Consider the following 16,214-nt stretch of genomic DNA (forward strand, 5'->3'; position numbering starts at 1 on the left):
CGCTAACCGCCGATCTGAGACATCGTTCGCGCGGTCGGAACGCGGCTCATCCGTTCCCCGGAAAGCGCAAGCGCCATCTCATGGGATTCGGGCTTTAAGTCGAGCGCCCGGAAGAACAGCGATTCGATCGCCGCCGCGTCCCCGATATGCCTGCGTACGTTGAATTCGTCCGACCAGAACAGGCACGGCTTAATGTTGCCGTCGGCCGTCAGCCGCAACCGATTGCACGTCTCGCAGAAATGATCGCTGACCGGATGAATGAGTCCGAACGTTCCTGCGGCGCCTTCCAGCCGATAATACTGAGCGGGTCCGTTGCCGAACGCTTCCCGGCATGCATCATAGCGCAAGCCTGTACGTTTGCACGTATCCCATACGTGCGCGAGCGGCAAGTACTCTCCCTTCCACCCCTGCCCCTGTTTCCCGATCGGCATGTACTCGATGAATCGGACATGAAGCGGTTCATCGACGGTCATGCGCAGGAACGACTCTACTTCGTCGTCGTTAATTCCCTTCATCAGCACAACGTTAAGCTTAATCGGCGCGAGACCGGCTTTACGGCTCGCCTCGATGCCCGCGAGTACCCGCTTCAAGTCGCCGCCTCTAGTAATCATGGCGAATCGGTCGGGTTTCAGCGAATCCAAGCTGATATTGACTCTGGTTAATCCGGCCGACTTCAGTGCGTCGGCGAACGACGCCAGATAGATGCCGTTGGTCGTTAGAGCGATATCTTCGATACCGGGTATGGCGGCAAGCATGGCGACAAGGCGGTCCAACTGCTTGCGGACTAACGGCTCCCCGCCGGTAAGCCGTATTTTTCTGACGCCTAACTTCGCCAACACCTTTACGATTTCCGTTATCTCCTCGTAAGACAGAATGCGATGATCCGGCTCGAAGGACATGCCTTCCTTCGGCATGCAGTAGACGCAGCGCAAATTACAGCGATCCGTCACCGATATGCGCAAATAATCGTGAATCCGGCCGTAGCGGTCGATCAATTGCTTGTTCATTCCGCTTCACTCCCTTGCCTCGATATTCCACTGCTCGAGCGTCTCCCTCATCCCGTTCCTCGCCTTTTCCACGATGGCTTCGATCGCTTGCTTCGATGGGCGTTCAAGATGTATGCCGGCCAATACGGCGACGGTACGATTCAACGTGCGGGAGGCCAGCTCAGCAAGCTCGACGGCCAATTCCCCTTCCCTGTGACCCGGCAATGCCAGCGAGTACGATTGGACGAACGGAGCCTCCGACGATATCCATGCCGTTGCCATCGCCCCGATATGAGCCGTCCCTCCGGCGACAAGGAATACGACATCGTTGCCCATCACGAAAGTTCGAATCTCGATCGTTGCCATCGGAAGCCTCCTTATACGTATACCGCATGCCTAAGTATAGGATCAAATTGCGCTCCCTTACTGTGACAGGGCTCACAAAGAACCGTCGATGCCTGCTCTATAATCGAAGACGTAATGACACTTACCTTTCGGGAGGAATGAACCATGAGTACAATCGCTGCAACCGTCAACGCCACGGAATATCCGCCGCATCTGAAACACAAGGTTATTTTCCAGACGTTCGAACAATTGGCGCCGGGAGAGGCTATGCTTCTCGTTAACGACCATGACCCTGTGCCTCTCCGCTTTCAGTTCGAATCGATGCATTCGGGTCAATACACGTGGGAGTACGTTGAGCAAGGACCCGTCACTTTCCGAGTCCGGATCGGCAAAATTTAACGAGATGATGGAGAGTGGCCTAACATGGCGAAAGTCGATATCGTCGACGACAGGACGATCGCAATCCAAGTAACCTTGGAGGACGCGATCTCCATGGTGCAGGAAGCTTCCCGGCAGCTTGATGAATACGCCTCGGAAGTCGTGACGATCTACGAGAAAATGCCGGAATTCCACTATACGTATTTCTGTTTCTACGCCTATGACAGCGCGAGGCTATTCGAATGCATGCTCGGCGTCGATCCCAAGGCATACACCTCGTTCTCGCTCGACGCTCCGGACGCTTTCTTCTATTCGCTGTACGGCGGAATGGCCGGATTATACGCATCGGCCAAACGGATCGCAAGCGAGAACGATTCCCGAAGGAGTTGAAGTCCGATGGACCGCAAAGATGCCCATGTCGTCGAACTGGACGTAAGACCCCACCTCCGCAATAAGCTGGAGCCGTTCCAGATCATCATGGAGACAGTCGGCAAGCTGGAGAAGGACGACATATTCGTGCTGCACGCGACTTTCAAGCCGACCCCGCTCTTCGGCGTGCTCAAGATCAAAGGCTTCGCCGGCAAAGCCGAACAGATCGGTAAAGATCACTGGATTTCTACGTTCGTGAATAGGAAGAACAAACGTTGGTTGAACGAAGAAGCGGATGTCGCCGAGCTGGACACGGTTGCGGATGCCGAGGACGGCTCGGCGGCGAACGGTCCGGAGATCATTACGCTCGACAATCGCGGCTTGGAGCCGCCGCAGCCGATGATCCGCACGTTGTCCGCGCTGGAACGCATCCGTTCGGGCGGCGAAGTCGCCATCCATAACGACCGCGTTCCGATGTTCCTTATCGAAGAACTGCAAACCTTGGGTTATCCGTTCACGGTCGAGGAACAGCCGGACGGCTCGGCCAAAGTAACTATCCGCAAAACTTAGGGCGAGTTCATTCGAGCCCGACGAAAATCCAATTCTATTAAGGAGGCGAGAACGATGTCCCGTCTCCCTTTTCTTTTCATCGTAACCGGGATTATCGGTTTCGCGGCGTATCAAGTCGCGTCGCTCGCGTCGTTGTTCGGATTTCTCGGCGATGGCATACGCGGTCCGTCGGGTTGGTTTCACGTCCATCTGTTCGTGCTCGGGTGGGCGACGATGCTTGCCATGGGGGCGGTCTATCAGTTAATTCACGTCATCCTGCAAACCCCGATTTACAGCGAGCGCCTCGGATATGTCCACTATTCGGTTTTCACCGTCGGCTTAGCCGGACTGCTGTACGGGTTTATGAGCAGCGACATTCGCCTCATCGCCGTTTTCGCGTCGCTCGCTTTTATCGGGATCTTATTGTTCGCTTGGAATATGGCCGTCACGCTGTTCAGGGCTTCGCGTTGGAACGCCGTCACGCTAAGCGCCGCCTGTTCCGTGTCGTATCTCGTCCTGACGGGCGTATCCGGCATGGCGATGGGCATCAACTTCGCGACGGGCTGGTTCAACGATTATCATGAAAACTTGTTCGGCGCGCATATTTGGATGGGGACGGTCGGTTGGTTCGGGCTGCTGATTACCGGATTCAGCTACAAAATGCTTCCGATGTTCTACTTGGCCCACGATTATCCGACAAAGCCGCAAAGCGTCGTCTTGCTTTTATGGAACTCCGCGGCAGTAGTCGGCGCTCTATCGTTTCTCGCCGGCGGCGACGGTTGGTTCACCTGGTTCGCGCTGTTATTGCTTGCGGCCGCCGTTGTCGTGTACAACGTTCATCTGCTGCAAGTGAAGAAAAAGAGACATAAACGCACGCCCGGGTCGGGCATTCAATGGTCTCTCTACTGCAGTCAAGCATTCGCATTCGCGTTAATCGGCGCACTCATCTACACCGGCGTGTTCCCTGATCGGCTGTTAAGCTCCGATTCCGTTCTGATGGCCGGATGGCTGTACTTGGGCGGCTGGGTGTCGTTCACGATTCTGAGCTACGCTTCGAAGATCGTCCCTTTCCTGTGGTGGACGCACAAATACGGCAAACGGGCGGGCAAGCCCGGCACGCCGGTCATGGCCGATTTGCTCAGCGATAAGAAAGTCAATGTAGGTTTAACGGCAATCGCCGCCTCCTCTCTCCTGCTGGTCGCGGCATTGGCGATGGGGTCCGAGGCGTTCATTACGATCGCAGGAGCCGCTTTAGCGGCGTCGTCGGCAGCTTATATTGCGCTAATAAGCTTCGTATTTGCTAGATAATATAGAGAACGGAGTGGACTCGAATGGCTAACACGGAACATCTTCGCGAGCTTCTGAAAGAGGTTTACGACCCGGAACTCGGCGTGAATATAGTGGATCTCGGCCTTGTGTACGAGCTGGTCGAACACCCCGACCGAATCTATGTACGGATGACGTTAACGACGCCAGGCTGCCCGATGCACGATACGATCGTCGGAGCTGTCAAATGGACGCTAACCGAAAACACGGATAAGGCCGAAGTAGAAGTCGACCTCGTGTGGGAGCCGAAATGGTCTCCAAGCATGATGAGCGAAGAAGCTAAGGAGACTTTGGGCTTTGTATGAAAAATAAGCCTGCATTGCGGATGAGCCACGAACGATACTCGAGAGTTAGGTCGATATCGTTCGTGGCTCTTTGCGTTGCCGCACAACGTTATTGCGTGCACCTACGAGACTGGGTCGGATTAGCGTTGCCGCACAACGTTATTGCGCCGCACCTACGGGATTGAGTCGGATTAGCGTTGCCGCACAACGTTATTGCGCCGCACCTACGGGACTGAGTCGGATTAGCGTTGCCGCACAACGTTATTGCGCCGCACCTACGGGACTGAGTCGGATTAGCGTTGCCGCACAACGTTATTGCGTGCACCTTCGGGACTGAGTCGGATTAGCGTTGCCGCACAACGTTATTGCGCCGCACCTTCGGGACTGAGTCGGATTAGCGTTGCCGCACAACGTTATTGCGCCGCACCTACGGGATTGAGTCGGATTAGCGTTGCCGCACAACGTTATTGCGTGCACCTACGAGACTGGGTCGGATTAGCGTTGCCGCACAACGTTATTGCGTGCACCTACGAGACTGGGTCGGATTAGCGTTGCCGCACAACGTTATTGCGGTACATAAATAAATAAAGACGGTGCAAGGATTCACCTTGACACCGTCTTTGCGCAATGGAGACTAAACATCCTGCACGTACCGATTATCCGGCACCTTGCTCAACACCACGTACAGCCTGGCCGGCGTCGTTCCGGTGTTGCTGAACGAGAACAATTCGTCTCCCCCGCACCATACGGTATCTTGAGCGGCAACCTCGGTATTAACGCCGTCGACCGTGATCGTGCCGGAGCCTTCCAGTACGACCAAGTACAAGTCGGTTCCCGGATGCTTGTGCGGAGGAAGCGCTTGGCCCTGCACGAAGTTCAGCACGAACGCCGCGCTCTCCCCTTTCTGGAACAGCATTCGCTTCGTAAACCGCTCCGGCGAAAACTCGCGTACGTCTTCCAACGATTTCTTGTCCATCGCCATTAACCCCTTTACAATAAGATCGCTTTGTAGATCAGTTTGGCTTGCTCGTCTACGGATTCGAACGTGTTGCCGCTAAGCTTCGTGTGCGTCTCCATGAACAACGGTACGGATAGAAACTGGAATTCGTTAATATACAGGGCAAGGACGCGGTCGTTGTCTATTAATTGTACCCGATGAAGGGTGATAAGTTTCGGCGGAGCAAGCGGATCGAGACCGAGCTGGTCCTCGATCCGGATGTCCACGAGCTTGCCGACCCATCCTGCCAGTCTGCGTTCCCAATCCATGTCAGGCCGTCACCTTCTTCTTTTTCAAGCGACAGCTGCCCGCGTCTTCCTTGGGCGTCACCGTGAGTTGGTACCCCGTTAGCCACTCCCAGCATTCCGACTCCATTCGGCTTTCGAGGCGGCCAATCACTTCCTCCTCGGTTGTTAATGGCGTTAATCCATTCGCTTCGACGACGACGATATGAAGCGCTTCTTCCGTTCTTCCATAAGCGTTCCACTTGGCCCCGCCGTCCAACATTCGCGCCATCTCCCGGTTAATATCGTCCAGCAGCCGCTCGCACTCGCCGCTATCGCGGATGAAGACTAAATTCAACTCGTATTCGCTAGGCACTGTGCTCACTTCCGATCCATTGCTGACGTTGCATCGTAATATCGCTGAACATGCCCGCGTAATGGATGATTTCGCCCGAATCGTTGCGTACGGCGCTGATCGTGAGCCATTCCGCGTAGATCTCCCCGTTCTTCTTGCGGTTCCAGATCTCGCCTTGCCAGAAGCCGTGCTCTTTGATCGCGCTCCACAACTTTCTGTAGAACTCCGCGTCCTGTCTTCCGGATTTAAGGAAGCTCGGGTTGCGGCCGACGACTTCTTCCGCGGCGTATCCGGTCAGTTTCGTGAACGAGGCGTTAACGGACAATATTTTGCCGCTCAGGTCTGTGATTAGAATCCCTTCGACCGTATGATCGATGACGCGTTGCGCCAAACCAAGCTTCTCTTGATAGAACAAGAAGATAATGAGACACACGCTCGCCAGCGCCACTTGCGATAACGCCATGAAGCCGATCGCGTAGTGTCCCGTCGCGTTGAACAGAATCGTCAGCATAAGAGGCGGGAAAAATCCGCCCAAGCCCCCGAACGCCGAAATTAATCCGTTGGCGATACCGGCCTGCTTCGTAAAGTACAGCGGCACGAGTTTGAATATCGTTCCGTTCCCTAAGCCCGCGCAGAAGGCAACGGTTAAGCAGCCTACCGTGTACCACGTCATATCCGGAGCGAAAGACAACAAGATGGCGGCAAACGTCAATCCGGAGAAAACGAACATCAGGATTTTGAACGGATTGAATTTGTCGCCGAGCCAGCCGCCGATCGGCCGCATGGCGGTTGCCAGCGCGATAAATCCGCCTACCCGCATCCCTGCGTCTACTTTGCTTAGTTCGAAATGGGAAGTCAGGAAGTTCGGCAAATAGACCGTAAACGCAACGAACGAGCCGAATGTGATGAAGTAGAAGAAACAGAGCAGCCACAGCTTGCCGTTACTTGAAACCTCTTTGATCTGCTTGACGAGCGGAGTCTGGACCTTTGGCTCGTCTTTATCTCCCATAAGGAAGTTAAGCGACGCCATCGCGATAAGCAGAATGCTGTAAGCGAGTATCGTGTGCGACCAGCCGATCTGTTTCGCCAGCACCGGCGCGCCGAACGTAGATACCGCCGTGCCTAGGTTGCCGATCCCGTAAATGCCGTTAACGAAGCCGTGACGGGTTGTCGGATAGTACTTCGGCAAGGACGTAACGCCGACCGAGAACACCGCTCCCCCAATGCCGAGGAAGAAGCCGCCGATAATCAAATCCGAGAACGAATCCGCTTGGCTGAGCCAAAGGACCGGCGCCAAACAGAGGATAAAGCTAATGGTGAATATTATCCTCGCGCCGAACCTGTTCGTCCAGTAGCCGATGGGAATTCTCAAGACGGAGCCGAGCAATACGGGAATTGCCGTAACCAGCGTCAACTGACCCGATGTCATATGAATATCTTCTTTAATGGACGGCATGAGCGAAGACAAGATGACCCATACCGCGAATCCAAGAACGAGGCTGATCGTCTGCAGCGGAAGCTGCCTGTTTCGAACGTTCATGCCCGATCACGCTCCTTCTTATAAATCCATAGGGAAATCGGAAAAAGCAGCACGTTGCAAGCCGCGTAAATGAGGACGAGACGGAACTTATCGTAGAAGAACGCATTAACCGCCAGTTGCGTGCACACGATGTTCAGGAACAAGACGGCGGCAAGTAAAATAACCCCTCTCCAGCTACGTTTCATAACGCTTCACTCCCGTGGCGTAGACGGCGCCGTTCTCCGTCTTCAGCAATACTTCGGGCAGCGGACGCTTAGGCGGCCCGGCAATCGGCTTACCCGTGTGCACGTCGAACATTCCGTGATGGCACGGACATAACAGCTCGCCGTCTTCCTTGCTCCAGAACACGGGGCATTTCAGGTGCGTGCAGGCGTTCTGGTACGCTTTGTACTCGTTCTGGCCAAGCCGGACAAGCAGCGCGGAGTCGTGCTCGCCGGGGTACGAGAATTCTATGGCGTCGCCGACTTTCAAAGCGGAAACATCGGCGATTTTTTTCGCTTCGTACGATTTCTTCTTGATGCCCGTCAGCTCGTTAAACGCGATCGTGCCCCAAGGCAGCGTCGAGACGGCGAACACGCCGGCCGCTCCGACCATCATCTTCATGAACCCGCGGCGGTCGAGCTTCCGTTCGCCCAGCTTGCGGATATTGTGCGTATAGTTGTCTTCGGGGAAAGGGATTTGCCCGTTCTTGCCCTTCTGCTCCTGATCCATACGGCTCACTCCTTCGTTCGTAGTTAGAACAGCTTCTGCTTGCCTTGCAGAATGCCGGGAAGACTGATCTTGACGTTCGTATCGCCTTCGAGCGGATCATACAGCCCGTGGCTCGCCGTCCACTTACCCAGTTGATGCTGCGATTTCTTCGCCGCCAGCTCCTCTTCGGTCACCCATTGCAGCGTGTTGGTCGGACATACCGATGCGCACATCGGCGGGATGTCTTCCTTCGTCCGGTCATAGCATAAGTCGCATTTGTACATCAGATTCTGCTCGTCGTCGAACTTCGGAATACCGTACGGGCAAGCGATCGTGCAGTTTTGGCAGCCGATGCACTTCTCGACGAGTGCGGACAACACCGCGCCTTCAGGCGTCACTTGGATCGCCTGCGCCGGACAGCTTCTCGCGCACGCCGGATTGACGCAGTGCAAGCACATGAGAGGTATCGTCTGGCGGTTCACGAGCGGGTTCACGTCATAGACATAGTTGCGGTTTCGTTCGTCGTGTCCGCCGCATTGGGTGCAAGCCGCCAAGCAGCTTCGGCAACCGATGCAGTTGTCCATTTCGATATAGAGATGCTTTTTCATTGAGCCGCCTCCAGCTTCGTAATTTGGGCAGCGCACGCTTTGAACTCCGGCATTTTGGACATCGGATCGAGTGCTGCGATCGTCAATAGATTAATGGATTGATCATGCCCGAAATGATAAGGAACGAAGACGGTATCCTTGCGGATCGCCTCGATGATTTTCACTTTGTAGACGGCTTCGCCTCGGCGAGTATATAACCGTACGCGCTCGTCATGTTCGATGCCGTACTGTATCGCCGTGTCCGGATGCACTTCGACGTACGGTTCGGGGCACATATCGCGGAGGAACGGAATCCGTCTCGTCTGGTTGCCCGACAAGTAGTGATAGACGACGCGGCCCGTCGTTAATCGCAGCGGATACTGCTCGCAAGGCTCTTCCGCCGGCGGACGGTACGGGAGCGCGCACAGCTTCGCTTTGCCGTCGGCGTGGAAGAACTTCTTGTCCAAGAACATATGAGGCGTTCCTGGATCGTCCGCGCTGCGGCACGGCCAGAACACTCCGTTCTGCCGCTCGATTTTGTCCCACGTCGCGCCGTAGTAGTCCGCATAACCGCCTTTGCTCGCCAGCCGGAATTCTTCGGCCACGTCCTTGGCCGTCTTCAAATGACGGAAATATTCGCCGCGGCCCATGCGTTCGGTCAATTCGACTTGGATTTGCCAGTCCGGTTTCGACTCTCCTACCGGCTCCTGCGCTTTGTTGATTTTAATAATCCGGCCTTCCAGGTTCGTCACGGTGCCTTCGTCCTCCGACCACGAAGTGGTCGGCAGCACGACGTCGGCGAATTCCGCGGACTCGGACAAGTACAGATCGGAGCAGACCATGAAGTCGAGCTGCTTGAACGCCGCGCGCACGAAGTTCTGGTTCGGCGCGGAGACGGCGGGATTGGAACAAAGCAAGTACAGTCCGCGAATCGTCTTGTTCTGCATCAGCTCGAACATCTCGTAAGCGGATACGCCGGGCTCCGGCATTTCCTCCGGCTGAATGCCCCACACCTTGCACACGTCTTCGACGTGCTTCGGATTCGTGATCTTGCGATAGCCGGGGAGCGCGTCGGCTTTCTGTCCGTGCTCCCGTCCGCCTTGGCCGTTACCCTGTCCGGTGAACGTCGCGACGCCGGCTTTCGGGCGGCCGATCTTGCCGGTGACGAGGCACATGTTCGTGTAAGCCGATACGTTGTCCGAGCCTCTCGTCTGCTGCTCGATGCCGCGCGCGAACATGACGATCGCGTTCGGCGCCTTGCCGTATATTTCCGCGGCTCTAACCAGCTTCTCGGGTGCGACTCCCGTTATTTCGCTCGTATATTCCGGCGTGAATGCCTTCACGACTTCGGCGAGTTCTTCGAAACCGTTCGTATGCGCGTCAACGAATGCCTTATCCGCATAACCGTTCTGAATCAGCAAGTTGACCATGCAATTGGCCAGTGCCAAGTCGGTTCCGGGACGCAGATCGAGGTGTACGTCCGCTCTGCGGGCAATCGGCGTCTCGCGCGGGTCCACCACGATCAGATAACCGCCTCTGTTCTGGACTTCCCATACGCGGAACATCGAAGTCGGATGGCATTCCGCCGTGTTGCTTCCCGCGATGAACAAGCAATCCGTCTCATGCACGTCGGTCCACGGCAGCGTGGAACCGCGGTCGACGCCGAACGATCTCAAGAACCCTGCTGCCGCACTGGACATGCAGAACCGTCCGTTATAGTCGATATATCTCGTCTGCAAGCCTACTCTGGCGAATTTTCCGGTTAAGTAGCACTTCTCGTTCGTCATCGAGACGCCGCTGAATACGGACAGCGAATCTTTGCCGTGAAACTTCCGCAGCTCCGCGAACTTGCGGACGATCAGATCGTACGCTTCCTCCCAGCTCGCCTCGCGGAACCCGTCTTTCGTTCCTTTGAAAGCCGGGTTATCGCGAATCAACGGCCGCAACAGCCGATCATCGTGATTCGTCTGCTGATACGCCGTTACGCCTTTCGGGCACATTTTGCCGAGCGTTACCGGCCAGTCGTAGCGAGGCTCTACTCCGATGATTTTATTCGTATGGGTATCTACCCTTAGATTCATCCCGCATTGCATGCCGCAATAGGAACAATGCGTCGGGACAAGCGTTTCGTTCGGGTGCTTCTTATTGGCGATGACTTTGAAAAACTTATCCTTTGGCATTCTGGTTGGCCTCCTTGACGGGAATCAGATGGGTTGGCACGCCGGCAAACTTGGACATCCGGTATTTGCGGCGGCAAGGCAGGCAAAGCTCTGCCAGATGAAAGCCTTCCTCCATCCGAAACTTGATGTCGTTCATCTTCAGTACCTCGATGACGTCGGCCGATTGCTCCGCGGATACGAACGGCGTTCCGCATACTTTGCACGGCTTCATCTGCTCTTGGCCGTAATGCTCGCGATAGTTGCGGGCGAATACGCTCATCGGACGGAACGGGATATGCGCGAGCTTGCCGAACGGCAAGTAGATGAGCGTTAGAATGACGGACCACTGGTGGACGAGCGAAATGACCGGATGGCCCCATCCCCCGAGGAAGATGTTGGAGAACGTAAGCATCAACCCGGTTATGCTGATGAACAGAAGCAAATATAGCGGCAGAAGGTCGTAGACGAACGTTTGCTCCGCCCGCGCCTGCATATTGCCGATCCTGCGATACAACGCCATTCCGACCCCGGCGATGACCATGAAGGCGGTAATGTTCAGCGCATTGAAGAACAGAAACGCGAGTATGCCTTCCGCGTCGATCTTCATCAGATCGATGCCGAAGCCGACGACGGTGTAATAGCCGTTGTCCGCCATCGTGAAGTACATCCAGCCGAAGACCAGCGGAAACGTAACGAACGCGGAAAGGATGCAACCCCATCCGAGCAAGACGTGCTGCGTCCAACGGTACCAGCCGCGTTTCCAGATGAACTTGTACGTAACGAGATGCTCGGTCGTCGTTTTTGGCGTGCTTTTGCGAAACAGAAGTTTGATGCCTTTTTTCAAGATGATTTTAGTAGGCGGGCGTTCCCCCCAAGCGATGAACCGATAGAAAAAGCCGCAAATGAACACGACCGTTCCTACCATGTAACCGTACAGCGCCAGATCCACATGCGTGAAAAATCTCGATCCGATGAACATCAGAACGAGCAGGCCGCATACGGTTATGAAGACCGATTTGGCGAATTTGGAGGCGAATGCGCTTCCCATAGTCCACTTCTCCTTTACATGCTGCTATGGGATCAGTTAATCACATCCGCTTGGCGGGGGTAGTGAGCTATATCACAATGGACACCAATCCGACCGGTTGCCACTTTATTGCCACAATTAACGACAAAAAAAACGCCGCGACCGGAAAAATCCGGCTGCGACGCATGGCGTAACGATAGGAAAATAACAATTATTCGCAGTTACTCGAGGCATATGACGGCGATGTGCGACGAATACCAACGATAGGCAGATATTGTGATGAAACGCGGTCCTATCCCAGATCGAGGCACTAAATAAATGAGTATACGTGTTATTAAAACTTGGGCATTCGATTCGATCTTGAATAACTGCAAATGGTTGTAATTTCTCATCCGGTCGCCTGACTGGTCGTTACGAATCGGAAACCCAAGCTTCGTCTAACAGATCGCTGTTGATGCCGATTGCCGCGATCGAGCCCATCGAGGCCGCCGTAACCGCTTGATACAGCTTCGTCGCGACATCGCCTGCGCTGTATACGCCGGGCACGTTCGTTCTGCCGATATCGTCGATCAAGACGGCTCCCGACTCCAGGACTTGGCAACCGAGCGCTTGCGGCAACCGCGAACCGGCGACGAGCATCGGCGAGAACAAGATCGCTTTGCACGCTACGACCGTGCCGTCGGCCAGAACGAGGCGCTGAACTTGCCCTTCGATCGACTCGATGCGCGCGATCCGGCTTTCGAATACGTGAATGCGGCGCCGCATGAGCTCCCGTCTCTGCGCCTCGTTCAACCCGGCTGGTCCGTTCGCGCAGATCACGTACGTACTCGTCCACCCCGCGATCGTCTTCGCGGCATGCATCGCGCCTTCACCGTTAGCGATCAACGCGACCGGCTTGTCGCGATGCTCCCAACCGTCGCAATAGGGGCATACGAAGGCGCTGATACCGTATACTTCCGCCAATCCTTCAATGGGAAGCGGAACGTCTTTCATGCCTAGCGCGAACAGAAGCTTCTTGCTGCGTACGAACGTCCCTTGCTCCGTCGTTACGCGAAAATCCCCATCCGCCCCAGTAACGTTCACCGCCGTATCTTGAACAAACCCGACGTGCGGATACCGCTCCATCTGTTCCCGCGCGATCCGCCTGAACTCGCTTGGCGGGATGCCGTCTCTCGTCAGAAAGTTATGTACTTCGCGAGTGACCTTATTGCGCGGACGGCCGTCGTCGATGACGACGACCGTCCTTCTCGCCCTTCCTAGGACAAGAGCGGCGTTCAAGCCGGCAGGCCCGCCTCCGATAATGGCGACGTCGATCGGTTTCTCCATAATCGCGAACCTCCCGGAGCGTTATCGCAACGCCGTTCATCTTCGAATACCCCTCGCTGCTTCACCTTCGAGCGGTAACATTGTGCTCCGAATCGAGCTATTCTATTAGCCGCACCTTGTCTCCGAGCCGGACTTGACCCGTCCGAACGACGGAGCAGTATACGCCGAATTCCGAATTGAAGTCCTGCGTAACCTGCTTGAGCAGCGACATGTCCTTCTTGTTCGTCTCCGGGTCGATCGTAATCATGACGCATCGGACGCAAGCGCGCTCCGCCTTCAATTGAACGTCTCCGACAGCAAGCTTGCGTCCGATCCAATCGGCTTCGAACATCGCGCCGTCCTCGACCGTAACGACGAAGTTGCCGCGAAATCTCCGGTTGTCCAGCCGCCGGCCCCACGCCGCTTCGACCTTGCGCATAGTGGCGTCCGTTACGATCAGGATGCTCTCGCAGTCGACCGATAGCAGCCGCGAATCTTCCGGATGCGGCTCCTTTACGCGGGACAACGAGATCGGCGCGTCCGTATATTGCTGAATTTCCGCGAGAAGCCCGTCGTCCCAGCCGAAGGTTCGGCCATCGGCTGCGGTCACTTGGATTTCCCCGTCAACGAAGCGCGATCCGTATGTCAGCATCCGCGGAATATCCCTCGCGGTAACGAAGCGGTCCCAGCCCGTTCGCGCTTCGTCGTAAAATGCGGCGACGCGGTCTCCCGAAATGCCGTACGGTTCAATGATACAGCTTTCCAATCGTTCGCCCGCGAAAGACTTTACGGGATAGCGGTTGATTTCGTTAACGGTTCCGACGGTTATATGCACGAATATACTCTCCTGTCCGCTATAAGATTCGTGCATCATTGTACCTGAAATCGCCAAATCTGCCTATCGGATTGTTTAAGCTTCGACTCTCGGCTTATCCGCCCGGCAATTCGGATTCGGAACCAGTCCGAGTTGGGCCAGCTTCGTCAAGTAATAGCATTCTTCCCTCATCATATGGTCCGGAATCAGCGGATGGATCCGGTCCAGCGCTTCGGCCGACAGCTCCATCTCTTCGAGCTCGTTCAGAAAACCGACGAACAGCTTCATCTCCAGATCGACTTCCTTATGCAGCCTTCGGAACGCGGGAAAATCTTTAAGCTGCGTTCTCATATACCCGGCCATCTCGATGCTCTTCATATACAGTTGCTGAAAATGGACTTCGAATGTCTGGCTGCGGTGAATCAGCTTTTTCTCGACCATATCCAGGTCCGCCGAGATGGCTGCGGCATGCCCGACGGCGTCCGGCAACCATAGAAAATCGTGGTGAAGCGCATCGAACTTCGGGACGGGTTTTCCGGCGACCAGCTCCGTTAGAATTCGCCAATATTCCTCTAGCTCGTTGACCATATGATTGATGAAAGTAGGTGTCAGCATGATGGCGATCTTGCCGAAGATCGCCCGTTCGAGCAAGCCGAGCTTGAACTTGCGGAAGGAAGTCGTCCATTCGTAGGCAGGCTGATTAATCGACGCGGCTTCATTCGCGGTCGTTGCCCTCCTCGCTTGCTCCAGCAAACGATCGAACGACGTTAAGAACGTTTCGGCGGTTTTCACGTCTTGAGCTTCCAACGGCGACAACGTACTCAGAATAAATCTCGAATGGTCCCCCAAAATTTGCAGCCAGAATCGATGTTCATAAAGCGCTTGTTCATCCATACACGAACCCTCCTTGCGAAATCGATGCTTCTCTCGCAAGGTATGTGGAGCGCGGCGGAATTAGACTTTATTCGGTTTCACGGTCAGCAGCATCACAATCACGGCTGCGCCGCAAGAGGCGAACAGCAGCCAGAACCAAGCCGCGTCCGACTTGTCCATGACTATCGCGGCGATCGGCGGCCCGATGGCGACGCCAAGAAAACGAATGCTGCTATAGATCGAAGTAACGGTGCCTCTCTGCTCCTTCTCGATCCCCTCGGTAAGCAAGGAATCCAAGCATGGCAACGAGGCGCCTAAACCGGCAGAAGCCGCGAACAGGACGCTAATCGTCAGCGCCGACGAGTCTTTATTCGCCAGCGCAAGCGCGCACATGCATCCGGTGGAGAGCGCGAATCCGAATACGCTGATCCATTTCATTGCATTTTTGCGATTGCCGATCCATTTGCCGACAGCCCACGAGGTCGTGCATAAGGCCGCGAGCGGAATGGCGACAAGACCCCCTTTGGCGATTCCGTCGATGCCTTTATCCTCCAGGATCTCCGACAGGTAGAATAGCGATCCGAACAACACGAACATGTTGAGGCCTCCGGATGCGTACACGCCCCACAGCCACCGTCCCTCCGTCCGAAAAATATTCACGACGGATTGGACGAACTGGCCGAAGCTCTGCGGCGGCTTGTCCTCCTTCGGAGCTTTGACCCATGCGATGACGAGGAAAAACGACAGCAAGCTGATGACGGGAATAAACCAGAAAGGAATGTGCCACGCCCAGAGGGCAAGCGCCGATCCTAGAATCGGGCTAAGCACTTTGCCGAACGTATTGGCCGTCTCTACGATGCCGAGGCCGGTGCTGACGTCCTCCTCCCGCTTGAACAAGTCTCCGACGAGCGGCAACACGACCGGAAAACAAGCGGAAGCGCCTAATCCTTGTACCAGCCTGCTGATCATAAGAGCCGCGTACGGTTTGTCCATGAAGATGGAAGCCCAGCCGGCAACGCCGCCGGAGACGGCGACCAGCAATAGTCCGGGCAAGATGACCTTCTTTCTTCCGATACGATCGGACAAATATCCGGATATCGGAATGAAAAGAATCGCGATCATCGCATATGAGGTGATGAGAAGACTGGCCTTGAACGCGTTAATCCCAAGCGCCTTCTGAATCGCCGGAAGCACGGGAATGAGCATGGAATTCGCCAACGTCATCGTAAGCGGGATCGTAGCGATCGAGGCTAAATCCTTCTTTTTGGTCCTCTCCAACGGTTCTCCATCTCCTGATTCCTGATCATATAACTAGGAATAGCATAACCACATTCGTCGTTCGCGAGCAGAATAATCATCGGCGGTAACGGGCAAAACTGTTATCAAAAACGGCATCATTATCCAGC

At 55.3% G+C, this 16,214-nt stretch carries 20 protein-coding genes; 5 read left to right on the plus strand and 15 right to left on the minus strand.

Annotated elements, in window-relative coordinates; all coding sequences use genetic code 11:
* Positions 1-2 precede the first annotated feature (2 nt).
* Entirely contained in the window at positions 3-1,007 is a 1,005-nt protein-coding gene (gene moaA / locus COHPA_RS0102655) for a GTP 3',8-cyclase MoaA (protein ID WP_027084648.1), read from the minus strand.
* A gap of 6 nt (positions 1,008-1,013) precedes the next feature.
* The gene (gene lpdD, locus COHPA_RS0102660; protein WP_027084649.1) at positions 1,014-1,352 is read right to left on the minus strand and encodes a prenylated flavin chaperone LpdD; all 339 of its coding nucleotides are present in this window, start codon (positions 1,350-1,352) and stop codon (positions 1,014-1,016) included.
* Between the two features lie 144 nt (positions 1,353-1,496).
* On the opposite strand from lpdD, the gene COHPA_RS0102665 reads away from it, so the two are divergent.
* Genes COHPA_RS0102665 through COHPA_RS0102685 form a run of 5 tightly spaced genes read left to right on the plus strand, consistent with a single transcriptional unit; the run spans position 1,497 to position 4,258 of the window.
* Positions 1,497-1,730 carry a DUF2249 domain-containing protein gene (locus tag COHPA_RS0102665; protein WP_027084650.1) on the plus strand — a complete coding sequence of 78 codons (234 nt, stop codon included), beginning with the start codon at positions 1,497-1,499 and terminating at the stop codon, positions 1,728-1,730.
* A 24-nt stretch (positions 1,731-1,754) separates the two neighbouring features.
* Positions 1,755-2,099 carry a hypothetical protein gene (locus COHPA_RS0102670; protein ID WP_027084651.1) on the plus strand — a complete coding sequence of 115 codons (345 nt, stop codon included), beginning with the start codon at positions 1,755-1,757 and terminating at the stop codon, positions 2,097-2,099.
* Positions 2,100-2,105: 6 nt separating this feature from the next.
* Positions 2,106-2,648, plus strand: a complete 543-nt coding sequence (locus COHPA_RS0102675) for a DUF2249 domain-containing protein (protein ID WP_027084652.1) — start codon at positions 2,106-2,108, stop codon at positions 2,646-2,648.
* Between the two features lie 54 nt (positions 2,649-2,702).
* Complete coding sequence (locus COHPA_RS0102680; RefSeq protein WP_027084653.1) at positions 2,703-3,935, plus strand: heme-copper oxidase family protein; 1,233 nt, start codon at positions 2,703-2,705, stop codon at positions 3,933-3,935.
* Between the two features lie 23 nt (positions 3,936-3,958).
* Complete coding sequence (locus COHPA_RS0102685) at positions 3,959-4,258, plus strand: metal-sulfur cluster assembly factor (protein WP_027084654.1); 300 nt, start codon at positions 3,959-3,961, stop codon at positions 4,256-4,258.
* A 613-nt stretch (positions 4,259-4,871) separates the two neighbouring features.
* Here COHPA_RS0102685 and COHPA_RS0102690 read toward each other — a convergent pair.
* The 13 genes from COHPA_RS0102690 to COHPA_RS0102750 form a co-directional block, all read right to left on the minus strand.
* Entirely contained in the window at positions 4,872-5,213 is a 342-nt protein-coding gene (locus COHPA_RS0102690; protein WP_027084655.1) for a cupin domain-containing protein, read from the minus strand.
* 14 nt (positions 5,214-5,227) lie between these two features.
* On the minus strand, positions 5,228-5,503 hold the full coding sequence (locus tag COHPA_RS0102695) for a hypothetical protein (protein WP_027084656.1): 276 nt from the start codon (positions 5,501-5,503) through the stop codon (positions 5,228-5,230).
* 1 nt (position 5,504) lies between these two features.
* The gene (locus tag COHPA_RS0102700; protein WP_027084657.1) at positions 5,505-5,834 is read right to left on the minus strand and encodes a hypothetical protein; all 330 of its coding nucleotides are present in this window, start codon (positions 5,832-5,834) and stop codon (positions 5,505-5,507) included.
* Entirely contained in the window at positions 5,827-7,353 is a 1,527-nt protein-coding gene (locus COHPA_RS0102705) for an MFS transporter (protein ID WP_027084658.1), read from the minus strand. The genes COHPA_RS0102700 and COHPA_RS0102705 overlap by 8 nt, the downstream gene beginning before the upstream one ends.
* Positions 7,350-7,538, minus strand: a complete 189-nt coding sequence (locus COHPA_RS0102710) for a hypothetical protein (RefSeq protein ID WP_027084659.1) — start codon at positions 7,536-7,538, stop codon at positions 7,350-7,352. Before COHPA_RS0102710 ends, COHPA_RS0102705 begins: the two co-directional genes overlap by 4 nt.
* Complete coding sequence (locus COHPA_RS0102715) at positions 7,528-8,064, minus strand: Rieske 2Fe-2S domain-containing protein (protein WP_027084660.1); 537 nt, start codon at positions 8,062-8,064, stop codon at positions 7,528-7,530. Before COHPA_RS0102715 ends, COHPA_RS0102710 begins: the two co-directional genes overlap by 11 nt.
* 23 nt (positions 8,065-8,087) lie before the next feature.
* Complete coding sequence (locus tag COHPA_RS0102720) at positions 8,088-8,651, minus strand: 4Fe-4S dicluster domain-containing protein (RefSeq protein ID WP_027084661.1); 564 nt, start codon at positions 8,649-8,651, stop codon at positions 8,088-8,090.
* Entirely contained in the window at positions 8,648-10,810 is a 2,163-nt protein-coding gene (locus COHPA_RS0102725) for a molybdopterin oxidoreductase family protein (RefSeq protein WP_027084662.1), read from the minus strand. The genes COHPA_RS0102720 and COHPA_RS0102725 overlap by 4 nt, the downstream gene beginning before the upstream one ends.
* Positions 10,797-11,837 carry a hypothetical protein gene (locus tag COHPA_RS0102730; RefSeq protein WP_027084663.1) on the minus strand — a complete coding sequence of 347 codons (1,041 nt, stop codon included), beginning with the start codon at positions 11,835-11,837 and terminating at the stop codon, positions 10,797-10,799. Before COHPA_RS0102730 ends, COHPA_RS0102725 begins: the two co-directional genes overlap by 14 nt.
* Positions 11,838-12,227: 390 nt before the next feature.
* A complete protein-coding gene (locus COHPA_RS0102735; protein WP_027084664.1) occupies positions 12,228-13,142 on the minus strand; it encodes an NAD(P)/FAD-dependent oxidoreductase in 915 nt (304 codons plus the stop codon).
* 97 nt (positions 13,143-13,239) lie between these two features.
* Positions 13,240-13,956, minus strand: a complete 717-nt coding sequence (locus COHPA_RS0102740; protein WP_027084665.1) for an MOSC domain-containing protein — start codon at positions 13,954-13,956, stop codon at positions 13,240-13,242.
* A gap of 75 nt (positions 13,957-14,031) precedes the next feature.
* Positions 14,032-14,829, minus strand: a complete 798-nt coding sequence (locus tag COHPA_RS0102745) for a DUF2935 domain-containing protein (protein WP_027084666.1) — start codon at positions 14,827-14,829, stop codon at positions 14,032-14,034.
* 60 nt (positions 14,830-14,889) lie between these two features.
* Positions 14,890-16,086 carry an MFS transporter gene (locus COHPA_RS0102750; RefSeq protein WP_027084667.1) on the minus strand — a complete coding sequence of 399 codons (1,197 nt, stop codon included), beginning with the start codon at positions 16,084-16,086 and terminating at the stop codon, positions 14,890-14,892.
* Between the last annotated feature and the right edge of the window lie 128 nt (positions 16,087-16,214).

It is taken from the genome of Cohnella panacarvi Gsoil 349, assembly GCF_000515335.1.
GTDB classification, from domain to species: Bacteria; Bacillota; Bacilli; order Paenibacillales; family Paenibacillaceae; genus Cohnella; species Cohnella panacarvi.

Excerpts from the sequence above, each read along its gene's own strand:
- COHPA_RS0102665 (WP_027084650.1), top strand. The coding sequence starts at position 1,497 with ATGAGTACAATCGCTGCAACCGTCAACGCCACGGAATATCCGCCGCAT.
- COHPA_RS0102735 (WP_027084664.1), bottom strand. The coding sequence starts at position 13,142 with ATGGAGAAACCGATCGACGTCGCCATTATCGGAGGCGGGCCTGCCGGC.
- COHPA_RS0102705 (WP_027084658.1), bottom strand. The coding sequence starts at position 7,353 with ATGAACGTTCGAAACAGGCAGCTTCCGCTGCAGACGATCAGCCTCGTT.
- moaA (WP_027084648.1), bottom strand. The coding sequence starts at position 1,007 with ATGAACAAGCAATTGATCGACCGCTACGGCCGGATTCACGATTATTTG.
- COHPA_RS0102710 (WP_027084659.1), bottom strand. The coding sequence starts at position 7,538 with ATGAAACGTAGCTGGAGAGGGGTTATTTTACTTGCCGCCGTCTTGTTC.
- COHPA_RS0102680 (WP_027084653.1), top strand. The coding sequence starts at position 2,703 with ATGTCCCGTCTCCCTTTTCTTTTCATCGTAACCGGGATTATCGGTTTC.
- COHPA_RS0102720 (WP_027084661.1), bottom strand. The coding sequence starts at position 8,651 with ATGAAAAAGCATCTCTATATCGAAATGGACAACTGCATCGGTTGCCGA.
- COHPA_RS0102695 (WP_027084656.1), bottom strand. The coding sequence starts at position 5,503 with ATGGATTGGGAACGCAGACTGGCAGGATGGGTCGGCAAGCTCGTGGAC.
- COHPA_RS0102690 (WP_027084655.1), bottom strand. The coding sequence starts at position 5,213 with ATGGACAAGAAATCGTTGGAAGACGTACGCGAGTTTTCGCCGGAGCGG.
- COHPA_RS0102675 (WP_027084652.1), top strand. The coding sequence starts at position 2,106 with ATGGACCGCAAAGATGCCCATGTCGTCGAACTGGACGTAAGACCCCAC.
- COHPA_RS0102685 (WP_027084654.1), top strand. The coding sequence starts at position 3,959 with ATGGCTAACACGGAACATCTTCGCGAGCTTCTGAAAGAGGTTTACGAC.
- COHPA_RS0102745 (WP_027084666.1), bottom strand. The coding sequence starts at position 14,829 with ATGGATGAACAAGCGCTTTATGAACATCGATTCTGGCTGCAAATTTTG.
- COHPA_RS0102670 (WP_027084651.1), top strand. The coding sequence starts at position 1,755 with ATGGCGAAAGTCGATATCGTCGACGACAGGACGATCGCAATCCAAGTA.
- COHPA_RS0102725 (WP_027084662.1), bottom strand. The coding sequence starts at position 10,810 with ATGCCAAAGGATAAGTTTTTCAAAGTCATCGCCAATAAGAAGCACCCG.
- COHPA_RS0102715 (WP_027084660.1), bottom strand. The coding sequence starts at position 8,064 with ATGGATCAGGAGCAGAAGGGCAAGAACGGGCAAATCCCTTTCCCCGAA.
- lpdD (WP_027084649.1), bottom strand. The coding sequence starts at position 1,352 with ATGGCAACGATCGAGATTCGAACTTTCGTGATGGGCAACGATGTCGTA.
- COHPA_RS0102730 (WP_027084663.1), bottom strand. The coding sequence starts at position 11,837 with ATGGGAAGCGCATTCGCCTCCAAATTCGCCAAATCGGTCTTCATAACC.